This is a genomic window from Puniceibacterium sp. IMCC21224 (assembly GCF_001038505.1).
Lineage (GTDB): Bacteria > Pseudomonadota > Alphaproteobacteria > Rhodobacterales > Rhodobacteraceae > Puniceibacterium.
On record NZ_LDPY01000001.1, the window covers coordinates 430,753 to 451,925 of the forward strand.

At 61.8% G+C, this 21,173-nt stretch carries 20 protein-coding genes; 10 read left to right on the top strand and 10 right to left on the bottom strand.

Annotated elements, in window-relative coordinates; all coding sequences use genetic code 11:
* Positions 1 to 49: 49 nt before the first annotated feature.
* The 6 genes from IMCC21224_RS02085 to IMCC21224_RS02110 all read left to right on the top strand — a co-directional run bounded on the left by IMCC21224_RS02085 (position 50) and on the right by IMCC21224_RS02110 (position 6,393).
* Positions 50 to 1,498 carry an FAD-linked oxidase C-terminal domain-containing protein gene (locus IMCC21224_RS02085; protein ID WP_047993941.1) on the top strand — a complete coding sequence of 483 codons (1,449 nt, stop codon included), beginning with the start codon at positions 50 to 52 and terminating at the stop codon, positions 1,496 to 1,498.
* 61 nt (positions 1,499 to 1,559) lie between these two features.
* On the top strand, positions 1,560 to 2,678 hold the full coding sequence (gene glcE, locus IMCC21224_RS02090) for a glycolate oxidase subunit GlcE (RefSeq protein WP_047993942.1): 1,119 nt from the start codon (positions 1,560 to 1,562) through the stop codon (positions 2,676 to 2,678).
* Between the two features lie 102 nt (positions 2,679 to 2,780).
* On the top strand, positions 2,781 to 4,076 hold the full coding sequence (glcF, locus tag IMCC21224_RS02095) for a glycolate oxidase subunit GlcF (RefSeq protein WP_047993943.1): 1,296 nt from the start codon (positions 2,781 to 2,783) through the stop codon (positions 4,074 to 4,076).
* Positions 4,077 to 4,250: 174 nt separating this feature from the next.
* Positions 4,251 to 4,979 (top strand): serine protease, encoded by a 729-nt coding sequence (locus IMCC21224_RS02100; RefSeq protein WP_082135105.1) that lies wholly within the window; start codon positions 4,251 to 4,253, stop codon positions 4,977 to 4,979.
* Positions 4,976 to 5,779 (top strand): serine protease, encoded by an 804-nt coding sequence (locus IMCC21224_RS02105; RefSeq protein ID WP_082135106.1) that lies wholly within the window; start codon positions 4,976 to 4,978, stop codon positions 5,777 to 5,779. Before IMCC21224_RS02100 ends, IMCC21224_RS02105 begins: the two co-directional genes overlap by 4 nt.
* Positions 5,780 to 5,925: 146 nt before the next feature.
* Positions 5,926 to 6,393, top strand: a complete 468-nt coding sequence (locus IMCC21224_RS02110) for an Hsp20 family protein (protein WP_047993944.1) — start codon at positions 5,926 to 5,928, stop codon at positions 6,391 to 6,393.
* 279 nt (positions 6,394 to 6,672) lie between these two features.
* Here IMCC21224_RS02110 and IMCC21224_RS02115 read toward each other — a convergent pair whose 3' ends face one another.
* From IMCC21224_RS02115 to IMCC21224_RS02140, 6 genes are all read right to left on the bottom strand, one after another.
* A complete protein-coding gene (locus tag IMCC21224_RS02115) occupies positions 6,673 to 7,587 on the bottom strand; it encodes an ornithine cyclodeaminase family protein (RefSeq protein WP_047993945.1) in 915 nt (304 codons plus the stop codon).
* Positions 7,584 to 8,204 carry an HAD family phosphatase gene (locus IMCC21224_RS02120; RefSeq protein WP_047993946.1) on the bottom strand — a complete coding sequence of 207 codons (621 nt, stop codon included), beginning with the start codon at positions 8,202 to 8,204 and terminating at the stop codon, positions 7,584 to 7,586. The genes IMCC21224_RS02115 and IMCC21224_RS02120 overlap by 4 nt, the downstream gene beginning before the upstream one ends.
* Before the next feature lie 42 nt (positions 8,205 to 8,246).
* Positions 8,247 to 8,696 carry a YaiI/YqxD family protein gene (locus IMCC21224_RS02125; protein ID WP_047993947.1) on the bottom strand — a complete coding sequence of 150 codons (450 nt, stop codon included), beginning with the start codon at positions 8,694 to 8,696 and terminating at the stop codon, positions 8,247 to 8,249.
* Complete coding sequence (gene fghA, locus IMCC21224_RS02130; protein WP_047993948.1) at positions 8,693 to 9,523, bottom strand: S-formylglutathione hydrolase; 831 nt, start codon at positions 9,521 to 9,523, stop codon at positions 8,693 to 8,695. Before fghA ends, IMCC21224_RS02125 begins: the two co-directional genes overlap by 4 nt.
* A gap of 61 nt (positions 9,524 to 9,584) precedes the next feature.
* Complete coding sequence (locus IMCC21224_RS02135) at positions 9,585 to 10,526, bottom strand: AEC family transporter (protein ID WP_047993949.1); 942 nt, start codon at positions 10,524 to 10,526, stop codon at positions 9,585 to 9,587.
* 93 nt (positions 10,527 to 10,619) lie between these two features.
* Entirely contained in the window at positions 10,620 to 11,210 is a 591-nt protein-coding gene (locus tag IMCC21224_RS02140; protein ID WP_047993950.1) for a DUF1285 domain-containing protein, read from the bottom strand.
* 67 nt (positions 11,211 to 11,277) lie between these two features.
* On the opposite strand from IMCC21224_RS02140, the gene IMCC21224_RS02145 reads away from it, so the two are divergent.
* From IMCC21224_RS02145 to IMCC21224_RS02160, 4 genes are read left to right on the top strand one after another with little or no spacing between them, the layout of a single operon-like run.
* Positions 11,278 to 12,285, top strand: coding sequence for a MoxR family ATPase (locus IMCC21224_RS02145; protein ID WP_047993951.1), 1,008 nt, complete (start codon positions 11,278 to 11,280; stop codon positions 12,283 to 12,285).
* Positions 12,282 to 13,157 carry a DUF58 domain-containing protein gene (locus IMCC21224_RS02150; RefSeq protein ID WP_047993952.1) on the top strand — a complete coding sequence of 292 codons (876 nt, stop codon included), beginning with the start codon at positions 12,282 to 12,284 and terminating at the stop codon, positions 13,155 to 13,157. The genes IMCC21224_RS02145 and IMCC21224_RS02150 overlap by 4 nt, the downstream gene beginning before the upstream one ends.
* On the top strand, positions 13,154 to 15,907 hold the full coding sequence (locus tag IMCC21224_RS02155; protein ID WP_047993953.1) for a DUF4159 domain-containing protein: 2,754 nt from the start codon (positions 13,154 to 13,156) through the stop codon (positions 15,905 to 15,907). Before IMCC21224_RS02150 ends, IMCC21224_RS02155 begins: the two co-directional genes overlap by 4 nt.
* Positions 15,907 to 17,949, top strand: coding sequence for a glutamine amidotransferase (locus tag IMCC21224_RS02160; RefSeq protein WP_047993954.1), 2,043 nt, complete (start codon positions 15,907 to 15,909; stop codon positions 17,947 to 17,949). Before IMCC21224_RS02155 ends, IMCC21224_RS02160 begins: the two co-directional genes overlap by 1 nt.
* Before the next feature lie 148 nt (positions 17,950 to 18,097).
* On the opposite strand, the gene cueR is transcribed toward IMCC21224_RS02160, so the two are convergent.
* The 4 genes from cueR to IMCC21224_RS02180 all read right to left on the bottom strand — a co-directional run bounded on the left by cueR (position 18,098) and on the right by IMCC21224_RS02180 (position 21,126).
* Positions 18,098 to 18,487 (bottom strand): Cu(I)-responsive transcriptional regulator, encoded by a 390-nt coding sequence (gene cueR / locus IMCC21224_RS02165; RefSeq protein WP_047993955.1) that lies wholly within the window; start codon positions 18,485 to 18,487, stop codon positions 18,098 to 18,100.
* A gap of 96 nt (positions 18,488 to 18,583) precedes the next feature.
* The gene (locus IMCC21224_RS02170; protein ID WP_053078867.1) at positions 18,584 to 19,039 is read right to left on the bottom strand and encodes a hypothetical protein; all 456 of its coding nucleotides are present in this window, start codon (positions 19,037 to 19,039) and stop codon (positions 18,584 to 18,586) included.
* Between the two features lie 203 nt (positions 19,040 to 19,242).
* Positions 19,243 to 20,421 (bottom strand): 23S rRNA (adenine(2503)-C(2))-methyltransferase RlmN, encoded by a 1,179-nt coding sequence (gene rlmN / locus IMCC21224_RS02175; RefSeq protein ID WP_047993956.1) that lies wholly within the window; start codon positions 20,419 to 20,421, stop codon positions 19,243 to 19,245.
* Positions 20,422 to 20,595: 174 nt separating this feature from the next.
* Entirely contained in the window at positions 20,596 to 21,126 is a 531-nt protein-coding gene (locus IMCC21224_RS02180) for an invasion associated locus B family protein (protein ID WP_047993957.1), read from the bottom strand.
* Between the last annotated feature and the right edge of the window lie 47 nt (positions 21,127 to 21,173).

The window sequence follows — 21,173 nt, forward strand, 5'->3', positions numbered from 1 at the left end:
TTTTCGGCATTTTTGGTTATATAAGTTTACCAATTACAGGAAGAATGCCATGCAAATGCCCCGCCCTGATGACTCGATCCTCGCTCGAAAGACCGAAATCGTCTCCGGGTTACTTAGGTTGCTGCCCGGGGATGCAGTGATATCGGACGCCGCCGAAACCCGTGCGTATGAATGTGACGCGCTGACCGCTTATCGCTGCCCGCCACTGGCCGTGGTGCTGCCACGCACGACGGCAGAGGTCGCGGATGTGCTGCGTTTTTGTCACGCTCAGGGGGTGCCGGTGGTGCCGCGCGGCTCTGGCACGTCGCTCGCAGGGGGTGCGTTACCGACGGCGGATTGCGTGCTGTTGGGCGTGGCGCGGATGAATGAGGTGCTTGAGACGGATTACGAGAACAGGTTTATCCGGGTGCAGACTGGCCGCACCAACCTAAGCGTGACCGGCGCCGTCGAGCAGGAAGATTTCTTTTATGCCCCCGACCCGTCGTCGCAACTGGCCTGCGCCATCGCGGGCAATATCGCGATGAATTCGGGCGGGGCGCATTGCCTGAAATACGGCGTGACCACCAACAATCTGATGGGCGTCACGCTGGTTTTGATGGACGGCACAGTGACGCAAATCGGCGGCGCGCATCTGGATGCCCCTGGGCTGGACCTGCTGGGGCTGATCTGCGGCTCCGAAGGGCAACTGGGCGTGGTGACCGAGGCAACCCTGCGCATCCTGCGCAAGCCCGAAGGCGCGCGACCGGTGTTGATGGGCTTTGACGACAACGAAGTGGCGGGTGCCTGCGTGTCCGACATCATCAAGGCGGGCGTGTTGCCGGTGGCGATCGAATTCATGGACCGCCCCTGCATTGAGGCATGCGAGGCCTTTGCCCATGCCGGCTATCCGATGTGCGAGGCACTGTTGATCGTCGAGGTCGAAGGATCACCCGCCGAGATCGACGAACAGCTGGCTCTGATCCTTGAGATTGCCCGCCGCCATAACCCGGTGGAACTGCGCGAGGCGCGGGATGCCGAAGAGGCCGGTCGCATTTGGCTGGGCCGCAAGTCAGCCTTTGGTGCCATGGGGCAGATCAACGATTACATGTGTCTGGACGGTACGATCCCGGTCACGTCTTTGCCCTACGTGCTGCGTCGGATCGGTGAATTTTCCAAACAATATGGCCTTGGCGTTGCCAACGTGTTCCACGCCGGTGACGGCAATATGCATCCGCTGATCCTGTTCGACGCCAACAAACCCGGAGATCTGGAACTCTGCGAGGAAATGGGTGCGGATATCCTGCGGCTCTGTGTCGAGGTTGGTGGTTGCCTGACAGGCGAACATGGCGTCGGCATCGAAAAGCGTGACCTGATGGTCGATCAGTTCGCCCCCGAGGATCTGGAAATTCAGATGGCGGTCAAGGATGTGTTCGACCCCAATTGGTTGCTCAACCCGGCCAAGGTGTTTCCACTGGCGGCGTCTCAGGCACGCCGTGAATCAGCGGTCGCGGCCGAATAGCCGTCGCACAATTCGGGGTTCGTGTCCCCGCTCCCCAGGAAATTGAGGCCAGACAACGAATATGAGACCGGAATCCGAGGCCGAACTGGCCGCAATGATCAAAGATGCCGTTGCGCCGCTGCACATCAAAGGTGGCGGTACGCGTGAGATCGGGCAACCGGTGACGGGGGCCGTGCTGGAGACGGGCGGACTGTCCGGTATCACGCTATACGAACCGGGTGCGCTGACGATCGTCGCCGGAGCCGGTACACCACTGGCCGAGGTTGAAGCGGCTTTGGACGCCGAGGGGCAAAGATTGGCCTTTGAGCCGATGGATCATCGCGGGCTGCTTGGCACTGTTGGAACGCCGACGCTGGGCGGTGTGGTGGCGGGAAACGTGTCCGGTCCACGCCGAATTCAGTCCGGGGCTGCGCGGGATTTCATGCTTGGGGTGCGGTTCGTCGATGGGCGCGGCACGATCCTCAAGAACGGTGGCCGGGTGATGAAGAACGTCACGGGCTATGATCTGGTCAAACTGATGGCCGGTAGCAGGGGCACGCTTGGCGTGGTGAGCCAGGTCAGTCTCAAGGTATTGCCGAAACCCGAAAGCGCCGCGACGCTGGTGTTTCAGGGTCTCACCGACGGTGAGGCGGTGAAGGTGATGAATGCGGCGCTGGGCTCACCTTTTGAGATCACTGGTGCGGCACATGCACCCGGTGCCGATGGGGCCACCTGGCTGCGGATCGAAGGCTTTGAAAAGTCTGTCGACTATCGTGCGGGCCGGTTGCATGCACTTTTTTCTGCGTATTCCCCCCGGATCGTGACCAGCACGGACGAGGTTTCCGCGATCTGGCAGGCGGTTCGCGATGTCGATGTGATGAAGGGCCAGAGCGGGGATGTCTGGCGGTTATCGGTCAAGCCGTCGCAAGCGGCGGACCTGGCCGCGCGATTGCGGGCCAAGGCGCTGTTGTATGACTGGGGCGGCGGGCTGATCTGGGCGCTGCTGGCTGATGGCACCGATGCGCGGGCGCATCTGGGCGGTTTCGACGGCCACGCTACATTGGTGCGCGGCTCTGCCCAGCACCGGGCGGCGCTCGGGGTGTTTCAGCCGGAATCGGCGCCACTGGCGCGGCTCAGTCAGGGTCTGCGGGCCCGGTTTGATCCGCGTGGATTGCTTAATCCCGGGTTGATGGGCGGATGATGCTTGGCTCTTTGCTGACCCGGCGGCCTGCGCGGGCATTGCCTGATGTGATAACTTTGCCTTGGTTCAGGTTGACCACGGCCCGAATGGTGACCATCTGATATGCAGACTACCTTTTCTCCCGAGCAGCTGAGCGACCCCGAGATCCAGCGCAGCAATGAGATCCTGCGCTCTTGCGTGCATTGCGGTTTTTGCACCGCGACCTGTCCGACCTATCAGGTGTTGGGTGACGAATTGGATAGCCCGCGTGGCCGGATCTATCTGATCAAGGACATGCTGGAAAACGCTCGCAAGCCCGATGCCAAGACGGTCAAGCATATCGACCGCTGCCTGAGCTGTCTTGCCTGTATGACCACCTGCCCGTCCGGTGTGCATTACATGCATCTGGTGGATCATGCCCGCAGCTATATTGAAGCGAATTATAACCGTCCGTGGTCTGACCGCGCGCTGCGCTGGCTGTTGGCGCGGATTCTGCCGTATCCGACCCGATTCCGTATCGCGCTGCTGGGGGCCAGAATCGGACGCCCATTCGCCTTTCTGATGCCGGATGCACGCCTGCGCGCGATGCTGGAAATGGCGCCAAAAAAGATCCCTCCGGTCAGTCGCAACGACGATCCACAAAGCTTTGCGCCCGAAGGGCCGCGCCGCAAACGCGTGGCGCTGATGACGGGCTGTGCGCAAAAGGCACTGAACACCGATATCAACGACGCAACGATTCGGCTGCTGACCCGACTGGGTTGCGAGGTGGTTGTCGCCAAAGGTGCGGGGTGCTGCGGTGCGCTGACCCATCACATGGGCAAGACCGGCGAAAGCCACGCTGCTGCGGCGCAGAATATTCGCGCCTGGACCCGTGAAATCGACGGCGCGGGATTGGATGCCATTGTGATCAACACCAGTGGTTGCGGGACCACGGTCAAGGATTACGGCCATATGTTTCGCAATGACCCTCTGGCTGCGGACGCAGCCCGTGTATCAGGTGTCGCGATGGATATCAGCGAACTGCTGATGACTCTGGGCCTGCCCGAGGCGGTGCCGCAGAATCTGACAGTGGCCTATCATGCGGCCTGTTCGCTCCAACATGGGCAAAAGATCAAGACGTACCCCAAAGAATTGTTGAAGCGCGCCGGTTTCACTGTGGTCGAGCCGTCAGACAGCCATTTGTGCTGCGGCTCAGCCGGAACCTACAATCTGATGCAGCCAGAGATTTCAAAGCAGTTGAAAACTCGCAAGGTTCGCACACTCGAGGCGCGTAATCCGGATGTGATCGCTGCGGGGAATATCGGCTGCATGATGCAGATCGGATCTGGCACCGCCATACCCATCGTGCATACGGTTGAGCTGCTGGATTGGGCACTGGGCGGGCCGATTCCGCCTGCGCTGGCGCTCACGACATCGTGATCGCGAGAATTACGGTTTAATTTATCCTTTTTGCCCCAATTTTGCCAAAGCCGGTCAATAGACCCAGAGAAAAATTGGAGTGATTTGGTGCCACGGCGGATATGCGTCATAATTTTGTCCCTGCTGTGTCTGTCAACGGCGCCTTTGCTGGCTCAGCAAAGCGGGCTGTTCTTGATGGAGAGCGCCGAAGACGGACGCAATTGGGAGGCGGTTGGCCGCCTCGAAATCGCAGGCGAGGCGTTCTGCACTGGTGCCCTGATCGAACCGGGGCTGGTGCTGACAGCGGCGCATTGCCTGTTCAATCCCGAAACTGGCGCGCGTGTGCCCGCCGACCAGATGCAGTTCCTTGTCGGATGGCGCAACGGTCGCGCGGCGGCCTACCGGCGGGTGCGGCGCGCAGAACCGCACCCGGATTACGATTACCGCAGCGCTACGGATGCTGATCGGGTGCGCGTGGATGTGGCCCTGCTCGAACTACAGCATCCGGTGCGCAACGGCAGCATCGTTCCGTTCGAGACAGACCACCGCCCTGAAAACGGCGATCGCGTCGGCGTCGTTTCCTATGCGCATAACCGGTCCGAGGCACCGTCCCTGCAAGAGATCTGCGACGTCAAGGCACAGCAGCGGGGCGTTCTGATTCTGACCTGTCAGGTGGATTTTGGTAGCTCTGGCTCTCCGGTTTTTTCTTTTGATACCGGTACACCGCGCATCGTTTCTGTGGTCTCTGCTAAAGCCGAAGCCAATGGCGAGCCGGTGTCGCTGGGCACCACGCTCGAAATCCCGATCGCGCTGATCAAAGAGGTATTGGCCCGCAAAGACGGCCTTGCTGCGACTGGTATTACCGGCGTCAGCCGCGTAGGCGCCATCCCGAGGAACACCGGAGCAAAGTTCATAACGCCATGAAATATATTATTTTTCTCCTGGTGTGCTCGCTCGGTCTGCCTGCTGCGGCTGAGAGCTCGGATGGTCTTTTGGTCATGCAGCGCCGGGGTGAAATTCTGGGATGGGAGGGGGTCGGCCGGATCGACATGCCAGGTGGCCTATGTACCGGCGTGCTGATCGGGCCCGATATCGTGCTGACGGCGGCGCATTGCGTGGCGGGGCGCAGTGCGCGGGACCGGATTACCTTTCGGGCCGGCTATCGCAATGGTGGCTCGATGGCGGATCGGCGTGTGGCGCGTATCGCTGTCGCGCCCGGCTATCACGCCTCTTCGGGGGGGCTGATACGGTCCGATATGATTGTTCACGATGTGGCGCTGCTGCGCCTCGCCGCGCCTATTTCCAGCGCCGAAGCCAACCCTTTCAAGCTTTTTGACGGTGTCAGTTCCGGTGATGCCGTTAGTGTTGTGTCTTATGGTCGGGGCCGTGAAGAGGTTCTGTCACGTCAGCCTGATTGTGCCGTGACTGGCCGCTTTCGTGATGGATTGATGTCGTTTGACTGCAATGTGACCTTTGGGTCGTCCGGCGCGCCGGTTTTTGTGCGTGATCAGGGGCGGATGCGGATCCTATCGTTGATTTCGGCAGGTACCGATCTGGGTTCGGGTCACAGCACTGCCTACGGCATGTCACTCCCAGAGGTGGTGTCTGGTTTGATGCGTGAACTGACCAACGCAGACTCGCAGCCTCGGATTTCGGCGGGCGCGCGCCGGGTCAGCGTTGGCCAGCGCATGACCGGAAATGGTGCGCGGTTCGTGCGACCCTGACACTGATCGCGGGCCTTGAAACCCGCAAAACCCTACCCACATTCTTGCCATCGGGGCGCCAATCAATGGGCCTCGGATCACCTCCGCTTGTCCCGGGACGGGAAGGCGGATTATCGAAAATGGTATCGCTCACTGGAGGATGACCCATGCGTAGCTTTGATTTTGCACCACTTTACCGTGCCACCGTCGGATTTGACCAGATCGCCGACATGATGGATCGGGTACTGGCCAACGATGTGGCCCAGCCGACCTATCCCCCCTACAATATCGAAAAGACCGCTGACGACGCGTATCGCATCTCAATTGCTGTTGCGGGTTTCACGGACGCTGACCTGTCGGTCGATGTCAGGGAACATGCGCTGATCGTGTCGGCCCGCAAGGCGGACTCCAACGAGGCCCGTTCTTTTCTGCATAGGGGCATTGCCACTCGGGCGTTTGAACGTCGGTTCCAGCTGGCTGACCACGTTCGCGTCACCGGAGCCAGCCATGCGGATGGCATGTTGCATATCGACCTCGCCCGCGAGGTCCCCGAGGCATTGAAGCCGCGCCGGATCGAGATTGCCAAGGCCGAAAGCACCAGAAAAGATGTCGTTGACGCGCAGGCCGTCAACTGAGGTTGCGAGGATAGATCAGGCATTTTGCCGATCTAATTCACATTGAAGGTGTCCGGCTCTGAGGGCCGGACATTTCCGATAGGTTGTTGACACGGGCGCGGCATGGCCGACTTGCGTACAAGAGCAAAGGTGTCGGCGGTAATCGGGGTGTGCACGTGATGGGCGGCATGCCTATCGAAGACTCTATCAACCAAGTATATGGCAAGGCGCCCAACCGAACGCGCTTGATCGGGTTCATCGGATCGCTTTCGCATCCAGACCGGGCACGTCAGTTGAAACTTAGCGCGTGCGCCATTGATCAAGAATATATCGGCTCACCATCAGATCGAGATGAGCGCCGCCACCGTTCTTGAAAAGCGTGATATCCTCTGGCGTGCGACGAAACGCGGACAGATTGTAGTAGTCTGCCACGACGTGATCGTGCGAGATGACGCCCTGAGCCAATGGGATTTTCAGTTCGCCGATATGGCCCAGAACAGTGTCGATATTGTCCACGTGGACACGCGACCGAAGCAACGCAGTGTCATCCGCCTCGCGCATGTCGGGGCGATATGCGCCGATCAGATCGACGTGCTGGCCGGGGCGCAACCAATCGCCACGCAGCACCGGCGCTGTTGTCATGGTGGCACAGGTGATGATGTCTGCCTGCGTCACTGCCGCCTCCAGATCGTCGGCCACCCGTACTCCGGGAAACTTTGCCGCGAGTCGCTCGGCCCCGGCGCGGGTGCGGTTCCATACGGCAAAGCGCGCCGCTGGAAAGGCAGCGCTGTAGGCTTCAATCAGCGTGCCCGCCACGGTACCCGCGCCAACAATCAAGATTTCGCGACTGTCGGGCCGCGCCAGTTTGCGCGCCGCCAAGAGGCTGTCGCCTGCTGTCTTCCATTTGGTCACCAGATGAAAGTCGATATAAGCTTCGAGCCCGCCATCCCGGTCGGAAAACAGGCACACCGCACCATTTACCCCCGGCATCCCCAACGCGGCATTGCCGGGAAAGATCGTTGCCGACTTGACCGCCAGCCCCATTCCGTCGATCCAGGCTGCCCGGTTCAGCAGGGTATCTTTGCCGCGATATAGAAAGGTATCCGCAATCTCGGCCTTGGGCAAAAGATGCCCTGCCTCCAGTGCAGCCGTCAGCTCCAGCCAGTCAAGCTGCGCTTCGCCTTGGTCAAAGGGAATGATGACAGGAGTGTTCATGCCGCCTCTTCCCGCGTGAGCAATCCTTGATCGACGAGCACCTGCGCCCACCCCAAAGGTCCTTCAAAAAGGTGCGCCTGCCAGCCCCGTGTCTTGGCGGCGGCGATATTATCGGCACGATCGTCAGTGAACAGCAGGGCCTGTGGCGCAATCCCGCAATCGGCCTCAACCATAGCATAGATCTCTGGATCGGGCTTGATCACCCCCAGTTGGGCCGAAATGTAGCGCCGGTCAAATTCGCCAAGAAACGGATATCGCGGCTCTGCCAATGCAAACGTCCCGATGCCGAAATTTGTCAGTGCAAAGACTGGCACCGCTTTGACTCGCAAAGCACGCAAGAGGCGAACCGAATGCGCAATCTCTGGCGTGGCCAGATCCAGCCAGTTGTCGTGCCACATCCGGATTGCGTCCCGCCAGGCGGGGTAGGTTTCGGCGCAGGCATAGACCGTGTCACGAAAATCCGCGCCGCGGTCAACCACGTCGTTCATTGCGTGAAGGTTTACCTCGGCGAACAACGCGTTGCGCTGTTCAACACCCAGGACGCGATCAAAAAACCGCTCGGGCTGCCATTCGATCAGTACGTTGCCGATATCGAAAATCACTGCCTGTGGTGTCATCCTGCCCTCGCTATCCTCGCTCAAAAGCTGTGCGGCCCGATGTCACCGTTGTGCGGCCCGTAGTTCCCGCTCCAGCGCCTCAAGGAAACGGGACCGGTCCGCCTTTGTAAAGCCTTTCCCGCCGCCCTGCCGGAACGGGTCTGCCGCCCGCAGGTCTGTCATGAGATCCCGCATCGCCAGTTGTTGCCCGATGTTGGCCGGGGTGAACGCGTCGCCGTTGTGGCGCAACACCCGAGCGCCAGCGGCCACACATTTTGCGGCCAGCGGGATGTCCCCGGTTACAACCACATCGCCGGGGCCTGCGCGGTCTGCGATCCACATGTCAGCCACGTCGGGTCCGTCCGGCACCACCACCAGTTCGACCAGCGGATTGCGTGGCGGGCGAAGACCGCCATTGGCGACCAAATACATCCGCACACCGTGCCGTGTGGCCACCCGCTCGGCCTCTTCCTTGACAGGGCAGGCGTCCGCGTCGATGTAGACTGCGGTCACGTGTACAGCGCCTCAGCCGCAAAGGTGACGTGATCCTCCATAAAGCTCGCCATGAAGAAATAGCTGTGATCGTAGCCTTTTTGCATCCGCAAGAGTCCCTCTTGGCGACGCCTGACCATTGCTTCGGCCAGTGTTTCGGGCCGAAGCAGGTCGAGGAACTGATCGGCACTGCCCTGGTCAATCAGGACCGGGCCGTCAAACCCGACCTCGGCCATTTGCAGGCTCGCGTCATGCTTGCTCCATTGTCCCTTGTCGTCGCCCAGATAGGCGTTCAGCTGTTTCTGCCCCCACGCGCTTTGAGTCGGGTTGGCGATTGGCGCAAACGCCGAGACCGAGCGGAACCGCCCGGGAAGGCCCATCGCCAGCGTCAGGGCGCCATGCCCGCCCATGGAATGGCCGGTGATCGCCTGCCGTTCGAGATCGATCGCAAATTCGCGCCCCAGCAGGGTGGGCAGTTCGTCTGCAAGATAATCCCACATACGAAAGTGCGGGGCCCACGGCGTTTGGGTCGCATTTACGTAAAAACCCGCGCCTTTCCCCAGATCATAGGCGTCATCGTCGGCAACATCTTCGCCGCGCGGGCTGGTGTCGGGAAAGACAAGGGCGATGCCCTGCTCTGCGGCCCATCCCTGGGCACCGGCCTTGGTCATTGCGTTTTCGTGGGTGCAGGTCAGTCCCGACAAATACCACAGTACCGGAACGGGGCCTTGGCTAGCCTCTTCTGGCAGGAACAGGCCAAAGGTCATGTCGCCCGCAGTGGAGTCCGAGGCATGAGAGTAGACACCCTGCACGCCGCCATGGCAGCGATTTTCTGATACAATTTTCATGTCTGTCCTCTGATCATTTGTCAGTTTGGCTACCGCAGGGTGTTCTGTCCGACAACCCCCATCAGCCGCCGACCGCACCGCCAGTGACCCAGGCAATGACAGCCGAAACCGTGACGATGCTTAGCGCGGTGGACACCAGAATTGCCGCCGACACCCGCTGTGGGGCCACGCCATAGTGTTGGGCAAGGATGAACACGTTGCCCGCCACTGGCAACGCTGCGGCCGACACGACAACAACCGCCTGATACGGTGTGACCGGGAAGAAAAGGTATGCCCCGGCCGCAACGAACAATGGATGAAGGATGAGTTTGCAAAAGCTCAGCCAGCCCGCGATTTGGATCCGTTCGGCCGATTTGCTAGCCAGCGACGCGCCGATGGCGAACAATGCGCCGGGCGTGGCCGCATTCCCCAGCGTCGTCAGGAATTCGTTGACCGGGACCGGCACCGGCAGACCAGAGCCTGAAACGGCAAGGCCCAGAACGATGGACACGATCATCGGATTTTTGACCAGCCCAAGGCTCACGGTTCGCAACACCCCTGCCGACATTTTGCCGTCCTGCGACCCGGTCACCAGGATCACCAAAAGAGACGAAAATACGATCAGATCGATTGCCAGAATCAGGATGATCGGGCCAACGGCCTCTTGCCCCAGCAGCAGCGCCAGCATCGGCACGCCCAGAAACCCGGTGTTGCCGATGGCGGCACATTGCGCTTCGATCGCGGCGGTGCGCACGTCCAGTCCGCGCAGAAATGCCACAGCGGTCGCAACGCCATAAACAAACGCCGTTCCCCAGAGATAGGCCGCTGCCAATCGCGCATCAAAAATCTCGCCAAAGCTCAGGTTCGCTGAAAACCGGAACAGCATCGCGGAGAGGGCGAAATAAAACACGAACTTGGTCAGGCTGGCCGTCGCCGCTTCGGTAAAAAAGCGTGTGCGCCCGGCCATGTAACCCAGCCCTATCAGGGCGAAAAATGGCAGCGTCTTGAGGAAGATATCCAGCATGACCGCTTTGGTAGCAGCCTCAGCGCAATCGTCAATCTATTGACGCCGTTTGGTATTGACAGGGCCAGTCATTCGCCGTCGGATCAGCGGCCTTCAGTCAGGCAACTCATCGGATGGAATCATTGGAAAGAATGAGCCCTGCGACCACAGGCCAAACCAGCGCGCGCCCGCAACCTCGTGATGCGCACACAGATCTGCCAGCCGGTAAAAGCTTTTGCGGTCGATAAGCGCCTCAAGGTTGCTACGGACGAGGATATAGGGCGACGGTTCGGACGTTTCAGGGTCGCGATCAACACGGATCGAGTGATCGGGGCCTGCGACGGCCACATCGCCGACATGGGTGTGGAACGTCAGCTTCTGTTCTTTGCCTTTGCCCTCGGCCTCAAAATCGACCGCAACAAACGGGGCGTCATCGACGGTGATCCCCACCTTTTCCACCGGCGTAACCAGGAAATAGCTGTCGCCCTCGCGTTTCAGGATGGACGAGAACAGCCGCACCAGCGCAGGCCGCCCGATAGGCGTGCCCAGATAAAACCAGGTCCCGTCGCGGGCGATACGCATGTCCAGATCGCCGCAGAACGGCGGGTTCCACAAATGGACCGGCGGCAGGCCACGACCTTTTGTGGCGCGAACTGAGGCAGCGATCCCTTCCGCCGACGGGGTTACAACATTTTGTGTGCTCATTGCTTTTGCCATTTCCTCGCTGCGCGATACACTCATAACAGAGTTTAGCGTTCAAGGGAGCAATGTCATGGCCGAAGCCGACGATCTGGTCGCCGAAATCGAGGCGCTGGAAGGGAAATTGGCTGAGGCCAAGCAAGCGATCACCAAACGGTTCATCGGACAGGAGCGGGTCGTTGACCTGACGCTGTCGGCGTTGCTGTGTGGCGGCCATGCGATTCTGATCGGCCTGCCCGGACTGGGCAAGACCCGGCTGGTCGAAACGCTGAGCACGGTGATGGGGCTGGATGGCAAGCGGGTGCAGTTCACACCCGACCTGATGCCGGCCGACATTCTGGGGTCCGAAGTGCTGGAAACCGGCAGCGACGGCAGCCGTGCGTTCAAATTCATCCCCGGCCCAATCTTTTGCCAACTTCTGATGGCGGACGAGATCAACCGCGCCTCGCCCCGCACCCAGTCGGCACTGTTGCAGGCGATGCAGGAGAAGGTTGTCACGGTGGCGGGCCAGAACCGTCCGCTCGATGCGCCGTTCCATGTGCTGGCGACGCAGAACCCGATTGAGCAGGAAGGTACCTATCCCCTGCCCGAGGCCCAGCTTGACCGTTTCCTTGTTCAGATCGACGTGGCCTATCCGGATCGCAAGACTGAGCGCGACATCCTGCTGGCCACAACCGGCACCGAAGAGGCGCAGGCGCATCAGGTGTTCGATGGTGCCACTCTGGTCGCGGCGCAGCGACTGCTGCGGCGGATGCCGGTGGGCGATGCTGTGGTTGAGATGATCCTGGATCTGGTGCGTGCCTTTCGGCCTGACGATCCGTCGGCGGGGGAACGGGTCCGCGACACCGTGGCATGGGGCCCCGGCCCACGTGCGGCGCAGGCGCTGATGATGACGGTTCGCGCCCGCGCGCTGTTGCAGGGTCGGCTCGCCCCGTCGCCAGAGGATGTGCTGAACATGGCACGCCCGGTGCTGACGCACCGCATGGCGCTGACCTTTTCCGCCCGCGCGCGGGGTGAGGATCTGGGCGCGCTGATCGACATGGTGGCGGACGGCATGATGCGCCAAGAGGCGGCTGCGTGAAACCAGCCCTCGCCCTGCGGCAACGCGCACAGGAAGAGGCGAGCCGCCTTCCGGCGCTGCTGGCGCGCGCCGAGCATCTGGCGGGCACGGTCATGTTTGGCGATCATGGGCGGCGGCGCTCAGGGATGGGGGATGATTTCTGGCAATACCGCCCGCTGCAAACCGGCGATTCTCTGCGTAGTATCGACTGGCGTCGTTCAGCGCGCAGCGATGGGCAGTTTGTGCGCGAACGCGAATGGCAAATCGCCCAGAGTGTGATCGCCTGGCTCGATCAGGGGGCGTCGATGCGCTTTACCTCGGCCAAAGACCTTCCGACCAAGGGTGAGCGCGCCCGCCTGCTGATGCTGGCCACCACGATCCTGCTGATTCGGGGCGGCGAACGTGTGGGCCTGACCGGCTGGTCGCTGCCCCCCCGACGTGGCGAGCAGCAGATCCTGAGATTGGCCGAGGCGTTTAGTACCGACGACGACGCCGATTACAGCGAACCTGAGGCGCGGGGGATGCTGCCCCATGCCCGCGCGATCTTTGTCTCGGATTTCCTCGGTGATCTGGAACCGGTCGAGGCCGCGCTGACCAAGGCTGCGGATCGCGGGGTGCGGGGCGCGCTTCTACAGGTGCTCGACCCCGCCGAAGAGGCGTTTCCGTTCGAGGGGCGCACAATCTTTGAAAGCGTCGGCAAATCGCTGGCGCATGAGACGCTCAAGGCTGGGGATCTGCGCGCACGGTATCTGGAACGGCTCGCCGCCCGCAAGGCGCGGCTGGAACAACTCTGCCGCCTGACCGGCTGGCAATACGAGTGCCACCACACCAATACTTCAGCGCAATCGGCCCTGCTGTGGGTCTATCGCGCCATGGACGGAGGCCACGGATGACCCTGTTTGGCGCACTAGGCTTTGTGACCCCCTGGCTTTTGCTGGGGTTACTGGCGCTGCCGGTGCTGTGGCTGATCCTGCGCGCGGTGCCACCTGCGCCGATCCGGCGGCTGTTTCCCGGCGTGGTGCTGTTGCTCGGCCTCAAGGACGAAGAGCAGGTCAGCGACCGCACACCCTGGTGGCTGCTGTTGCTGCGGATGCTTGCCGTGGCGGCGGTGATCATCGGCCTTGCCGGTCCGGTGCTGAATCCCGAGGACAAGGCGCAGGCAGGCGGCAATGCGCCGCTACTGGTTCTGATGGACGCGAGCTGGGCCAGCGCCGCGGATTGGCGCGCGCGGGTCGAGGCGATGGATGCGCTGTTGACCCGTGCCGCGCGCGACGACCGGCCGGTGGCGCTGGTTCGGCTGACCGCGCCCGAGGCACCGCAATTTCAGACCGCCGACAGCTGGCGCACGCGCCTGAGTGGTGTAATGCCGGAACCATGGGAGCCGGACGCTGCCCGCATGACCCGCATGGCGACCCTGCTGCCCACAACCGGTTTTGACACCTACTGGCTGTCCGACGGGCTGGCCCGCGACGGCCGCGCGCCCCTGCTGTCGGCGCTTGAGGCGCAGGGCAATGTCACCGTCTTTGAATCCCCCCGCAGCCTTTATGCCTTGGAGCCCGCAGGCTTTGCCGAGGGCAACGTCGCGCTGACCCTGCGCCGCCTGCGCCCCGGCACCGCATCCGAGGTGGCCGTGGTCGCGCAGGGTCTTGACCCCGCCGGCAACCCCGCGACGTTGGCCCGCGTGTCAGTAACATTCGAACCCGACGCGATCAACGCCACAACCGAGCTGTCGCTGCCGTCCGAATTGCGCGCCCGCATCACACGGTTCGAAGTCGAGGGCACCCGCAGCGCCGGTGCCGTCAGCCTGCCCGATGACAGCCTGCGCCGACGCGAAGTCGCGCTGATCGCAGGTCGTGAGGATCGCGAAGGGCTGGAGCTTCTTTCGCCGTTGCACTACCTGCACCGCGCGCTGGAACCGACTGCCGATCTGCTGGACGGGGCGCTGCTGGATATCCTGCCCGCCAACCCGGATGTTATCGTGCTGGCCGATGTCGCGACACTCGGCGGCGCAGAGCAAGAGACGCTGCTGGACTGGATCGACAAGGGCGGGCTGCTGCTGCGCTTTGCCGGGCCGCGCCTTGCTGCGTCGGATGTCAGTCGCGACGCTGAGGATCCGCTGATGCCCGTGCGCCTGCGCGCCGGTGGGCGCAGCGTCGGTGGCGCGATGAGCTGGGGGGAACCCAAATCGCTGGCCCCGTTTGATACCCAAAGCCCCTTTGCCGGACTGGCGATACCGGCGGATGTCACAGTAACTGCGCAGGTCATGGCACAGCCCGATCCGACGCTGGCGGACCGGGTTATTGCGCAACTGACCGACGGCACACCGCTGGTCACACGCAAACGGATCGGTCAGGGGCAGGTGGTGCTGTTTCACGTCTCGGCCAACGCCGAATGGTCGTCGCTGCCGCTATCGGGCCTGTTCGTGCAGATGCTGGAACGCATGGCGGTATCGTCGACCCCCACCACGCCCGAGGCTGACGATTTGGTCGGCACGGTCTGGCAGCCGGAGACCGTCCTCGACGCCTTTGGTGCCGAACGCGATGGTGGCACTCTGCCCGGCGTCGCGGGTGAGGATCTGGTGATCTCGCCGCTTGGTCCTGACCTGCGCCCTGGACTCTATTCGGGCAGCGACCGCAGTCTGGCCCGCAACGTGATTTCAGCCGAAACCGTGCTGGCCGCCGCCGCATGGCCCCCCGGCATCCCGGTTGAGGGGCTGACCCATTCCCGGGAAACACCGCTGTCGGGCTGGTTGCTCGGTTTGGCGACATTGTTGCTGCTGGCAGATGTGATCGCATCGCTGACGCTGTCGGGAAGGTTGCGCAGAGCGCGGGTGGTGACGCCGGTTCTGGCGTTGCTACTGGTAATCCCGCAGCTGGGACGCGCGCAGGATGCCTTTGCCCTTGCCGCGACGTCGGAACTGGTGCTGGCGCATGTCATTACCGGCGATGCGCAACTGGATGATCTGGCGCATGCCGGGTTGCGCGGGCTGTCGGAAACGCTGTTTTTTCGCACCTCGGTCGAACCGTCGGACCCAATGGCGGTGAACCTTGAGACGGATGAGCTGGCGTTTTTTCCGATCTTGTATTGGCCAGTCACGCCGTCACAACCAACCCCGTCAGACGAGGCTTATGCCAAGCTGAACACCTATCTGCGCTCGGGTGGGATGATCCTGTTCGATACTCGCGACAGCGATATCGCCCGGTTTGGCACCAGCAGCCCCAATGGCCGCAAACTTCAGGCGCTGGCCGCACCGCTGGATATTCCACCGCTGGAGCCGATCCCACAGGACCACGTCCTGACCCGCACTTTTTACCTGCTGCAGGATTTCCCCGGCCGCTTCACCGCCCGCGATGTCTGGGTCGAAGCCGCCCCGCCCGACGCCGAGTTGATCGAAGGAATGCCGTTCCGCAACCTCAACGACAATGTGACGCCCGTGGTGATTGGTGGCAACGACTGGGCGTCGGCCTGGGCGATGGACACGCGCGGCAACCCGCTGGTGCCGATCGGGCGCGGCTTTGCCGGCGAACGTCAGCGCGAGATCGCCTACCGCTTTGGCGTCAATTTGGTCATGCATGTGCTGACCGGAAACTATAAATCCGATCAGGTGCATGTGCCCGCCCTGCTCGATCGATTGGGGCAGTGATGACCGGAACCATCGTTTTTGATCCACTTTTGCCATGGCCGTTGATCGCGGTCCTTGCGGCCTTGGCTGTGCTGGGGGTGGCGCTTGCCTTGTGGCGTGGGCTGTCGGGCTGGTGGTTGCGGGCGCTGACCGGGCTGGTGCTGGTCGCCGCCCTGTCGCAGCCGTCTTATCAGGTCGAGGATCGCGCGCCGCTATCCGATATTGTGCTGATGCTGGTGGATCAAAGCGCCAGCCAGTCGCTGGCCGAACGCGCGGGCGTCACCGCCGACGCCGCCACAACGCTTGAGGCACGGTTGACTGCCCGTCCAAATACCGAGGTGCGTAGAGTCAATGTTGGTGACGGCGAAGGCGACGCAGGCACCCTGCTGATGACCGCCCTAAACGAAGCGCTGGCCGAAGAACCCCGTTCGCGAATCGCCGGCATTTTGTTGCTGTCCGATGGTCGTCTGCATGATCTGGAACGGGCGCCCGACCTGCCCGCGCCGCTGCATCTGCTGATGACCGGCCGCGAAACTGACTGGGACCGGCGGCTGATCGTCAAGAACGCCCCGGCTTTTGCGATTCTGGGCGAACCTGTCATCCTGACTCTGATGGTCGAAGATGACGGCGCAGCCCCGTCGGCGCTAAGCACCACGCTGGAAATCTCGGTTGATGGCGGTGAACCACAGGTCTTTGAGATGCCGATCGGGCAGGAATTCGAGCTGCCGGTGCCGCTGCCACATGGCGGGTTGAACGTCATCCAGTTCACCGTGCCCGAAGCTGAGGGTGAGTTGACCGACCGCAATAACACCGCCCTCGTGCAGATAAATGGCGTGCGCGACCGCCTGCGGGTGCTGCTGGTGTCGGGCGAACCCCATGCTGGAGGGCGCACATGGCGCAACCTGCTGAAGTCGGATTCCTCGGTTGATCTGGTGCATTTCACCATCCTGCGTCCGCCTGAAAAACAAGACGGCGTGCCGGTCACGGAACTGTCGCTGATCGCCTTTCCCACGCGCGAGCTGTTTCTGGAAAAGATCGAAGATTTCGATCTGATTATCTTTGACCGCTACAAGCGCCGCGGGATTTTGCCGTCGATCTACCTAGACAATGTACGCAATTATGTCGAGCAGGGAGGTGCGGTTCTGATTGCTGCCGGGCCGGATTTTGCCAGCGCCGACAGTCTGTATCGGTCGCCGCTGTCGGAAATTCTGCCCGCTGCCCCGACAGCACGGGTGATTGACGAGGGCTACCGCCCGGTGGTGACTGATCTGGGGCAGCGACATCCGGTCACCAACGGCATGACGGGAGAAGGCACGTGGGGCCGCTGGTTGCGCCAGATCGAGGTGGAACCGAACGACACCGCCAATGTCGTCATGTCTGGTGTCGACGACAAACCGCTGCTGATCCTTGATCGTGTGGGTGAGGGGCGGGTGGCGCTTATGGCGTCGGATCAGGCGTGGCTTTGGTCGCGCGGGTTTGAGGGCGGCGGGCCGCAACTCGAATTGCTGCGACGGCTGGCGCATTGGATGATGAAAGAACCCGAGCTTGAGGAAGAGGCGCTCTGGGCTGAACCGGCGGGCCAAACCATGCGCATCATTCGGCGCACACTCGGGGAAACGGTCGGCGCCGTGACGATAACCCGACCGGATGGCAGCACCGAAGAGGTGCCCCTGACCGAAGTCAGTCCTGGCCGGTTCGAAGCCCTGTATCAGGGGGAAGAGATTGGCCTCTACCGCCTGCAAGAGGGTGATGAGAGTGCCGTAATCGGCCTCGGCCCTGCTGCGCCGCGCGAGTTCGAGCAGACCATCGCGACCGCCACATTGCTGGAACCGGTGATCGATGCGGTGCGTGGCGGAGCGCCCCGGCTAGAGGATGGGGTGCCCGCGATCCGCGAGGTCAGTGCCGGACGTCCCGCTGCGGGACGTGGCTGGATCGGCCTGACTCCGCGCAACGCCTTCGAGACGATGGACGTGACGCAGACGCCGTTGCTGCCTGCGTGGTTGGTTCTGCTGCTCGCGGCGGGGTTGATCGTCGGCGCCTGGCTGCGCGAAGGGCGCAGCTGATGGAGGTATGGATGGTGCGCAATGCGCCACATTTGCAGAGGCTCAAAGAACGGGCGACGTCGGGCACCTCACGTTCAGTGGGGTGCCGTAACTTCGATCTGATGCAGCGGGCCGGGCGCAGATTAACTCCTGCATCGCGGGGGTGGGATTAGTCGTTGGCGGCCAAATCGCTGAGAATCGGGCAATCGGGGCGGCTATCCCCGGCGCAGGCGTGGACAAGGTCTGCCAGAGTGGTCCGCATCGCCTGAAGCTGCGCAACTTTGTCGTCAATCTGCTGCAGATGCTGTTGGGCGACCCGTTTCACATCCGACGAGGCGCGGGTTTCGTCCGCGTAGAGCGCCATCAGCGTTCGGCAATCGTCAATGGTAAACCCCAAAGTACGGGCGCGGCTGAGAAACGCCAGCTTGTGAAGATCCTGATCACGAAAGGCGCGATAGCCATTGGTGTCACGCAATGGTTTGATCAGGCCAATGTCTTCGTAATAGCGGATCGTCTTGGGCGGCAGATCCGCATGTTTGGCCGCTTCACCAATGTTCATGGCTGTCCCCTCGGGTTACGTACCCCTGACATAAAGGTTCCCACAACAAGAAGGTCAAGTGCAGGCGCCTAAGGGTCGGTGAGACGCCGCCGGTTGTCAGCCGTCACGCATCGCTCGTTGTAGGCGGCAACGGCTTTCGCGGCAGATCAGTGGCAGACCCAACCGCCCGGCGGCCAGAAACAACGGCAACATCGCTGCAGGTGTCACCAAAAAGAGCGCGTGTTGCAGCGCCTCTTCGCGGTCCGCCTCGACGCACATCAGCACAAAGCGGGCAAAGTTGCGTTCCTGCTCGGACAGAGGCGCCTGCGGCGCACCGGGTGTAAGACGCCCCCATCCGTGCTGCCGTATCAGGCGCAGCACTTCGTCAAAGGCCAGCAGACAGGCGCTGGCGCGCTCTGCCCCCAGATCGTGGCTTAGGGAATTCCAGACTCTTGACTGGCCACTGATACCGTTGGTCCAGAAACGGAGCATCGTGATCAGTTGCGCCTCGGGTTCGCGCAGATCAATGGTGACGGGATGGCCGTCATCGGCGGTCAGGAACGTGTGCTGCATCTGTGGCGGCTCTTTGGATAAGATAGGCGAAACATGCGCGGGCGCAGGGGGTCTTGTCAATCCTGATAATTTTAATCGGGTACTGTGCGCGCTTTCCCGCATGGGCCAGGCAGCATCCCGTCAGGCGGTCTGCGGCGCGCGCTGCAACACCGTTGCGGTAAAACGGGACGTGCATTCGCCGCCAAAGGGCTGACCTTGCGCCCTCAGCCTTGGCCTGTTTCGGCGGCGACCTGCGCGCGCGATTTTCGGGCGCGTTCCGTGGCGGATTTGAGCTGGCCGCAGGCCGCCATGATATCCTCGCCCCGGGGGGTGCGGATCGGGCTGGCATAACCGGCCTTGTAGATGATGTCCGCAAAGGCGTGGATACGATTGCCCGACGACCGCTGATAGGGCGCTCCTGGCCATTCGTTGAACGGGATCAGGTTGATCTTGGCCGGGATACCCTTGATCAGTTCGACCAGACGATGGGCGTCTTCATCACTGTCATTCACACCCTTGAGCATAACGTATTCAAAGGTGATGCGTTCCGAGTTCGAGACTCGCGGATAGTCGCGCAAGGTGTTCAGCAGCGTCTCGATGTTCCAGCGTTTGTTGATCGGTACCAGCTTGTCGCGCACCTCGTCCGTGGTGGCGTGAAAGGACACAGCCAGCAGGCAGCCGATCTGTTCGGCGGTCTTGGCGATTTCCGGTACGACACCCGAAGTGGACAGAGTGATGCGGCGGCGCGACAGACTGATGCCTTCGGGATCCATGGCGATTTTCATCGCATCTCGGACATTGTCGAAATTATACAGCGGTTCACCCATGCCCATAAGCACAACATTGGACAGCAGGCGTGTCTCATCCTTGCGAGCGCCGGGCTGCGGCCATTCACCCAGATCGTCACGGGCCAGCATGATCTGACCGACAATTTCGGCGGCCGTCAGGTTGCGCACCAGCTTTTGCGTGCCGGTGTGGCAGAACGAACATGTCAGCGTGCAGCCAACCTGAGACGAGATGCACAGCGTACCCCGGTCAGTTTCGGGAATATAAACCACTTCAACCTCGTGCCCGCCGGCGATCCGCACCAGAAATTTGCGCGTGCCATCGTCCGAGACCTGTTTGGTCACCACTTCAGGCAGAGAGATCACGAATCGCTCCGCCAGCAGGGCGCGGAACGGTTTGGCCAGATTGGTCATCGCGTCGAAATCGCGCACGCCCCAGTGATAGACCCATTGCCAGACCTGATTGACGCGCATCTTGGCCTGCTTTTCCGGGGTCCCGGCAGCAATCAGCGCTTCGCGCATGGCATCGCGGGTCATCCCGACAAGGTTCTGTGGTCCCTCCGGCAGTTTGCGGGGGATCGTCAGAACATCCTGGGTGATCGGCGTGGTCGCAGTCATCGGTCGCATCCTCGAAAAACAAGCCCGGTCCCTACCAGAACGCGCGTCCGAATCCAAAGCAAAAAGGGCGTGGCACAAGGTCCTGCCCTAGGCTTCTTCTCTTTCCAAATACGCACTCACTGCGTTGCAACCAACACGACCTGACCGTTTTGACACGGCATCAGGGGCGACGGATCAACTGGCGCAGCGCTTCTCTGCATCCTCGACAGCAGCGGTAAAGCCAAGCAACGAAAAGGTATCCTTGGTCGCCGTACCGCGCGACGATCGCGCGCTTACGGCAGCGTCGGTTCCGCGCTTCAGCGCAGTGATCAGCTTGGCATCATCCGCCGGACTGGCGGGCCAGGCCCATTCGCCCTCGGTAAACAGCTCGAACTCAGTACCGCCCACATTGACGTTGACCGTCGATCCGTCTGCAAAGGGATAGCCGCCAGTGAACGCAACCTGACCGGTTACCCCAGCGGCAGGGCGGAAAAACACCATCAGCAGAATTTCGCCGCGTGTCACGGCGACGACACGGCCATCCTTGGTGTTCACGCTTTCCTTGTAGGTGGTCACAGCCCAGCATTCCCGCGGGGTCTGTTCTTCGAACACCGACCAGTCGGTCATGGCGTCCACACGATTGTTGCTTTCTTCCTGCGCTGACGCAGTGGTTGCGGCCAGCGCCGCGAAAGCTCCGGTCAAGACACGTGTCTTGAATGAATTCATACGTCCAGCCTCCAGCTGCCTTTGCCCTCAATACTCAAAGTTGCGCC

Coding starts and splice junctions, on each gene's coding strand:
- IMCC21224_RS02085 (WP_047993941.1), top strand. CDS start 50: ATGCAAATGCCCCGCCCTGATGACTCGATCCTCGCTCGAAAGACCGAA.
- glcE (WP_047993942.1), top strand. CDS start 1,560: ATGAGACCGGAATCCGAGGCCGAACTGGCCGCAATGATCAAAGATGCC.
- glcF (WP_047993943.1), top strand. CDS start 2,781: ATGCAGACTACCTTTTCTCCCGAGCAGCTGAGCGACCCCGAGATCCAG.
- IMCC21224_RS02100 (WP_082135105.1), top strand. CDS start 4,251: ATGGAGAGCGCCGAAGACGGACGCAATTGGGAGGCGGTTGGCCGCCTC.
- IMCC21224_RS02105 (WP_082135106.1), top strand. CDS start 4,976: ATGAAATATATTATTTTTCTCCTGGTGTGCTCGCTCGGTCTGCCTGCT.
- IMCC21224_RS02110 (WP_047993944.1), top strand. CDS start 5,926: ATGCGTAGCTTTGATTTTGCACCACTTTACCGTGCCACCGTCGGATTT.
- IMCC21224_RS02115 (WP_047993945.1), bottom strand. CDS start 7,587: ATGAACACTCCTGTCATCATTCCCTTTGACCAAGGCGAAGCGCAGCTT.
- IMCC21224_RS02120 (WP_047993946.1), bottom strand. CDS start 8,204: ATGACACCACAGGCAGTGATTTTCGATATCGGCAACGTACTGATCGAA.
- fghA (WP_047993948.1), bottom strand. CDS start 9,523: ATGAAAATTGTATCAGAAAATCGCTGCCATGGCGGCGTGCAGGGTGTC.
- IMCC21224_RS02135 (WP_047993949.1), bottom strand. CDS start 10,526: ATGCTGGATATCTTCCTCAAGACGCTGCCATTTTTCGCCCTGATAGGG.
- IMCC21224_RS02140 (WP_047993950.1), bottom strand. CDS start 11,210: ATGAGCACACAAAATGTTGTAACCCCGTCGGCGGAAGGGATCGCTGCC.
- IMCC21224_RS02145 (WP_047993951.1), top strand. CDS start 11,278: ATGGCCGAAGCCGACGATCTGGTCGCCGAAATCGAGGCGCTGGAAGGG.
- IMCC21224_RS02155 (WP_047993953.1), top strand. CDS start 13,154: ATGACCCTGTTTGGCGCACTAGGCTTTGTGACCCCCTGGCTTTTGCTG.
- IMCC21224_RS02160 (WP_047993954.1), top strand. CDS start 15,907: ATGACCGGAACCATCGTTTTTGATCCACTTTTGCCATGGCCGTTGATC.
- cueR (WP_047993955.1), bottom strand. CDS start 18,487: ATGAACATTGGTGAAGCGGCCAAACATGCGGATCTGCCGCCCAAGACG.
- IMCC21224_RS02170 (WP_053078867.1), bottom strand. CDS start 19,039: ATGCAGCACACGTTCCTGACCGCCGATGACGGCCATCCCGTCACCATT.
- rlmN (WP_047993956.1), bottom strand. CDS start 20,421: ATGACTGCGACCACGCCGATCACCCAGGATGTTCTGACGATCCCCCGC.
- IMCC21224_RS02180 (WP_047993957.1), bottom strand. CDS start 21,126: ATGAATTCATTCAAGACACGTGTCTTGACCGGAGCTTTCGCGGCGCTG.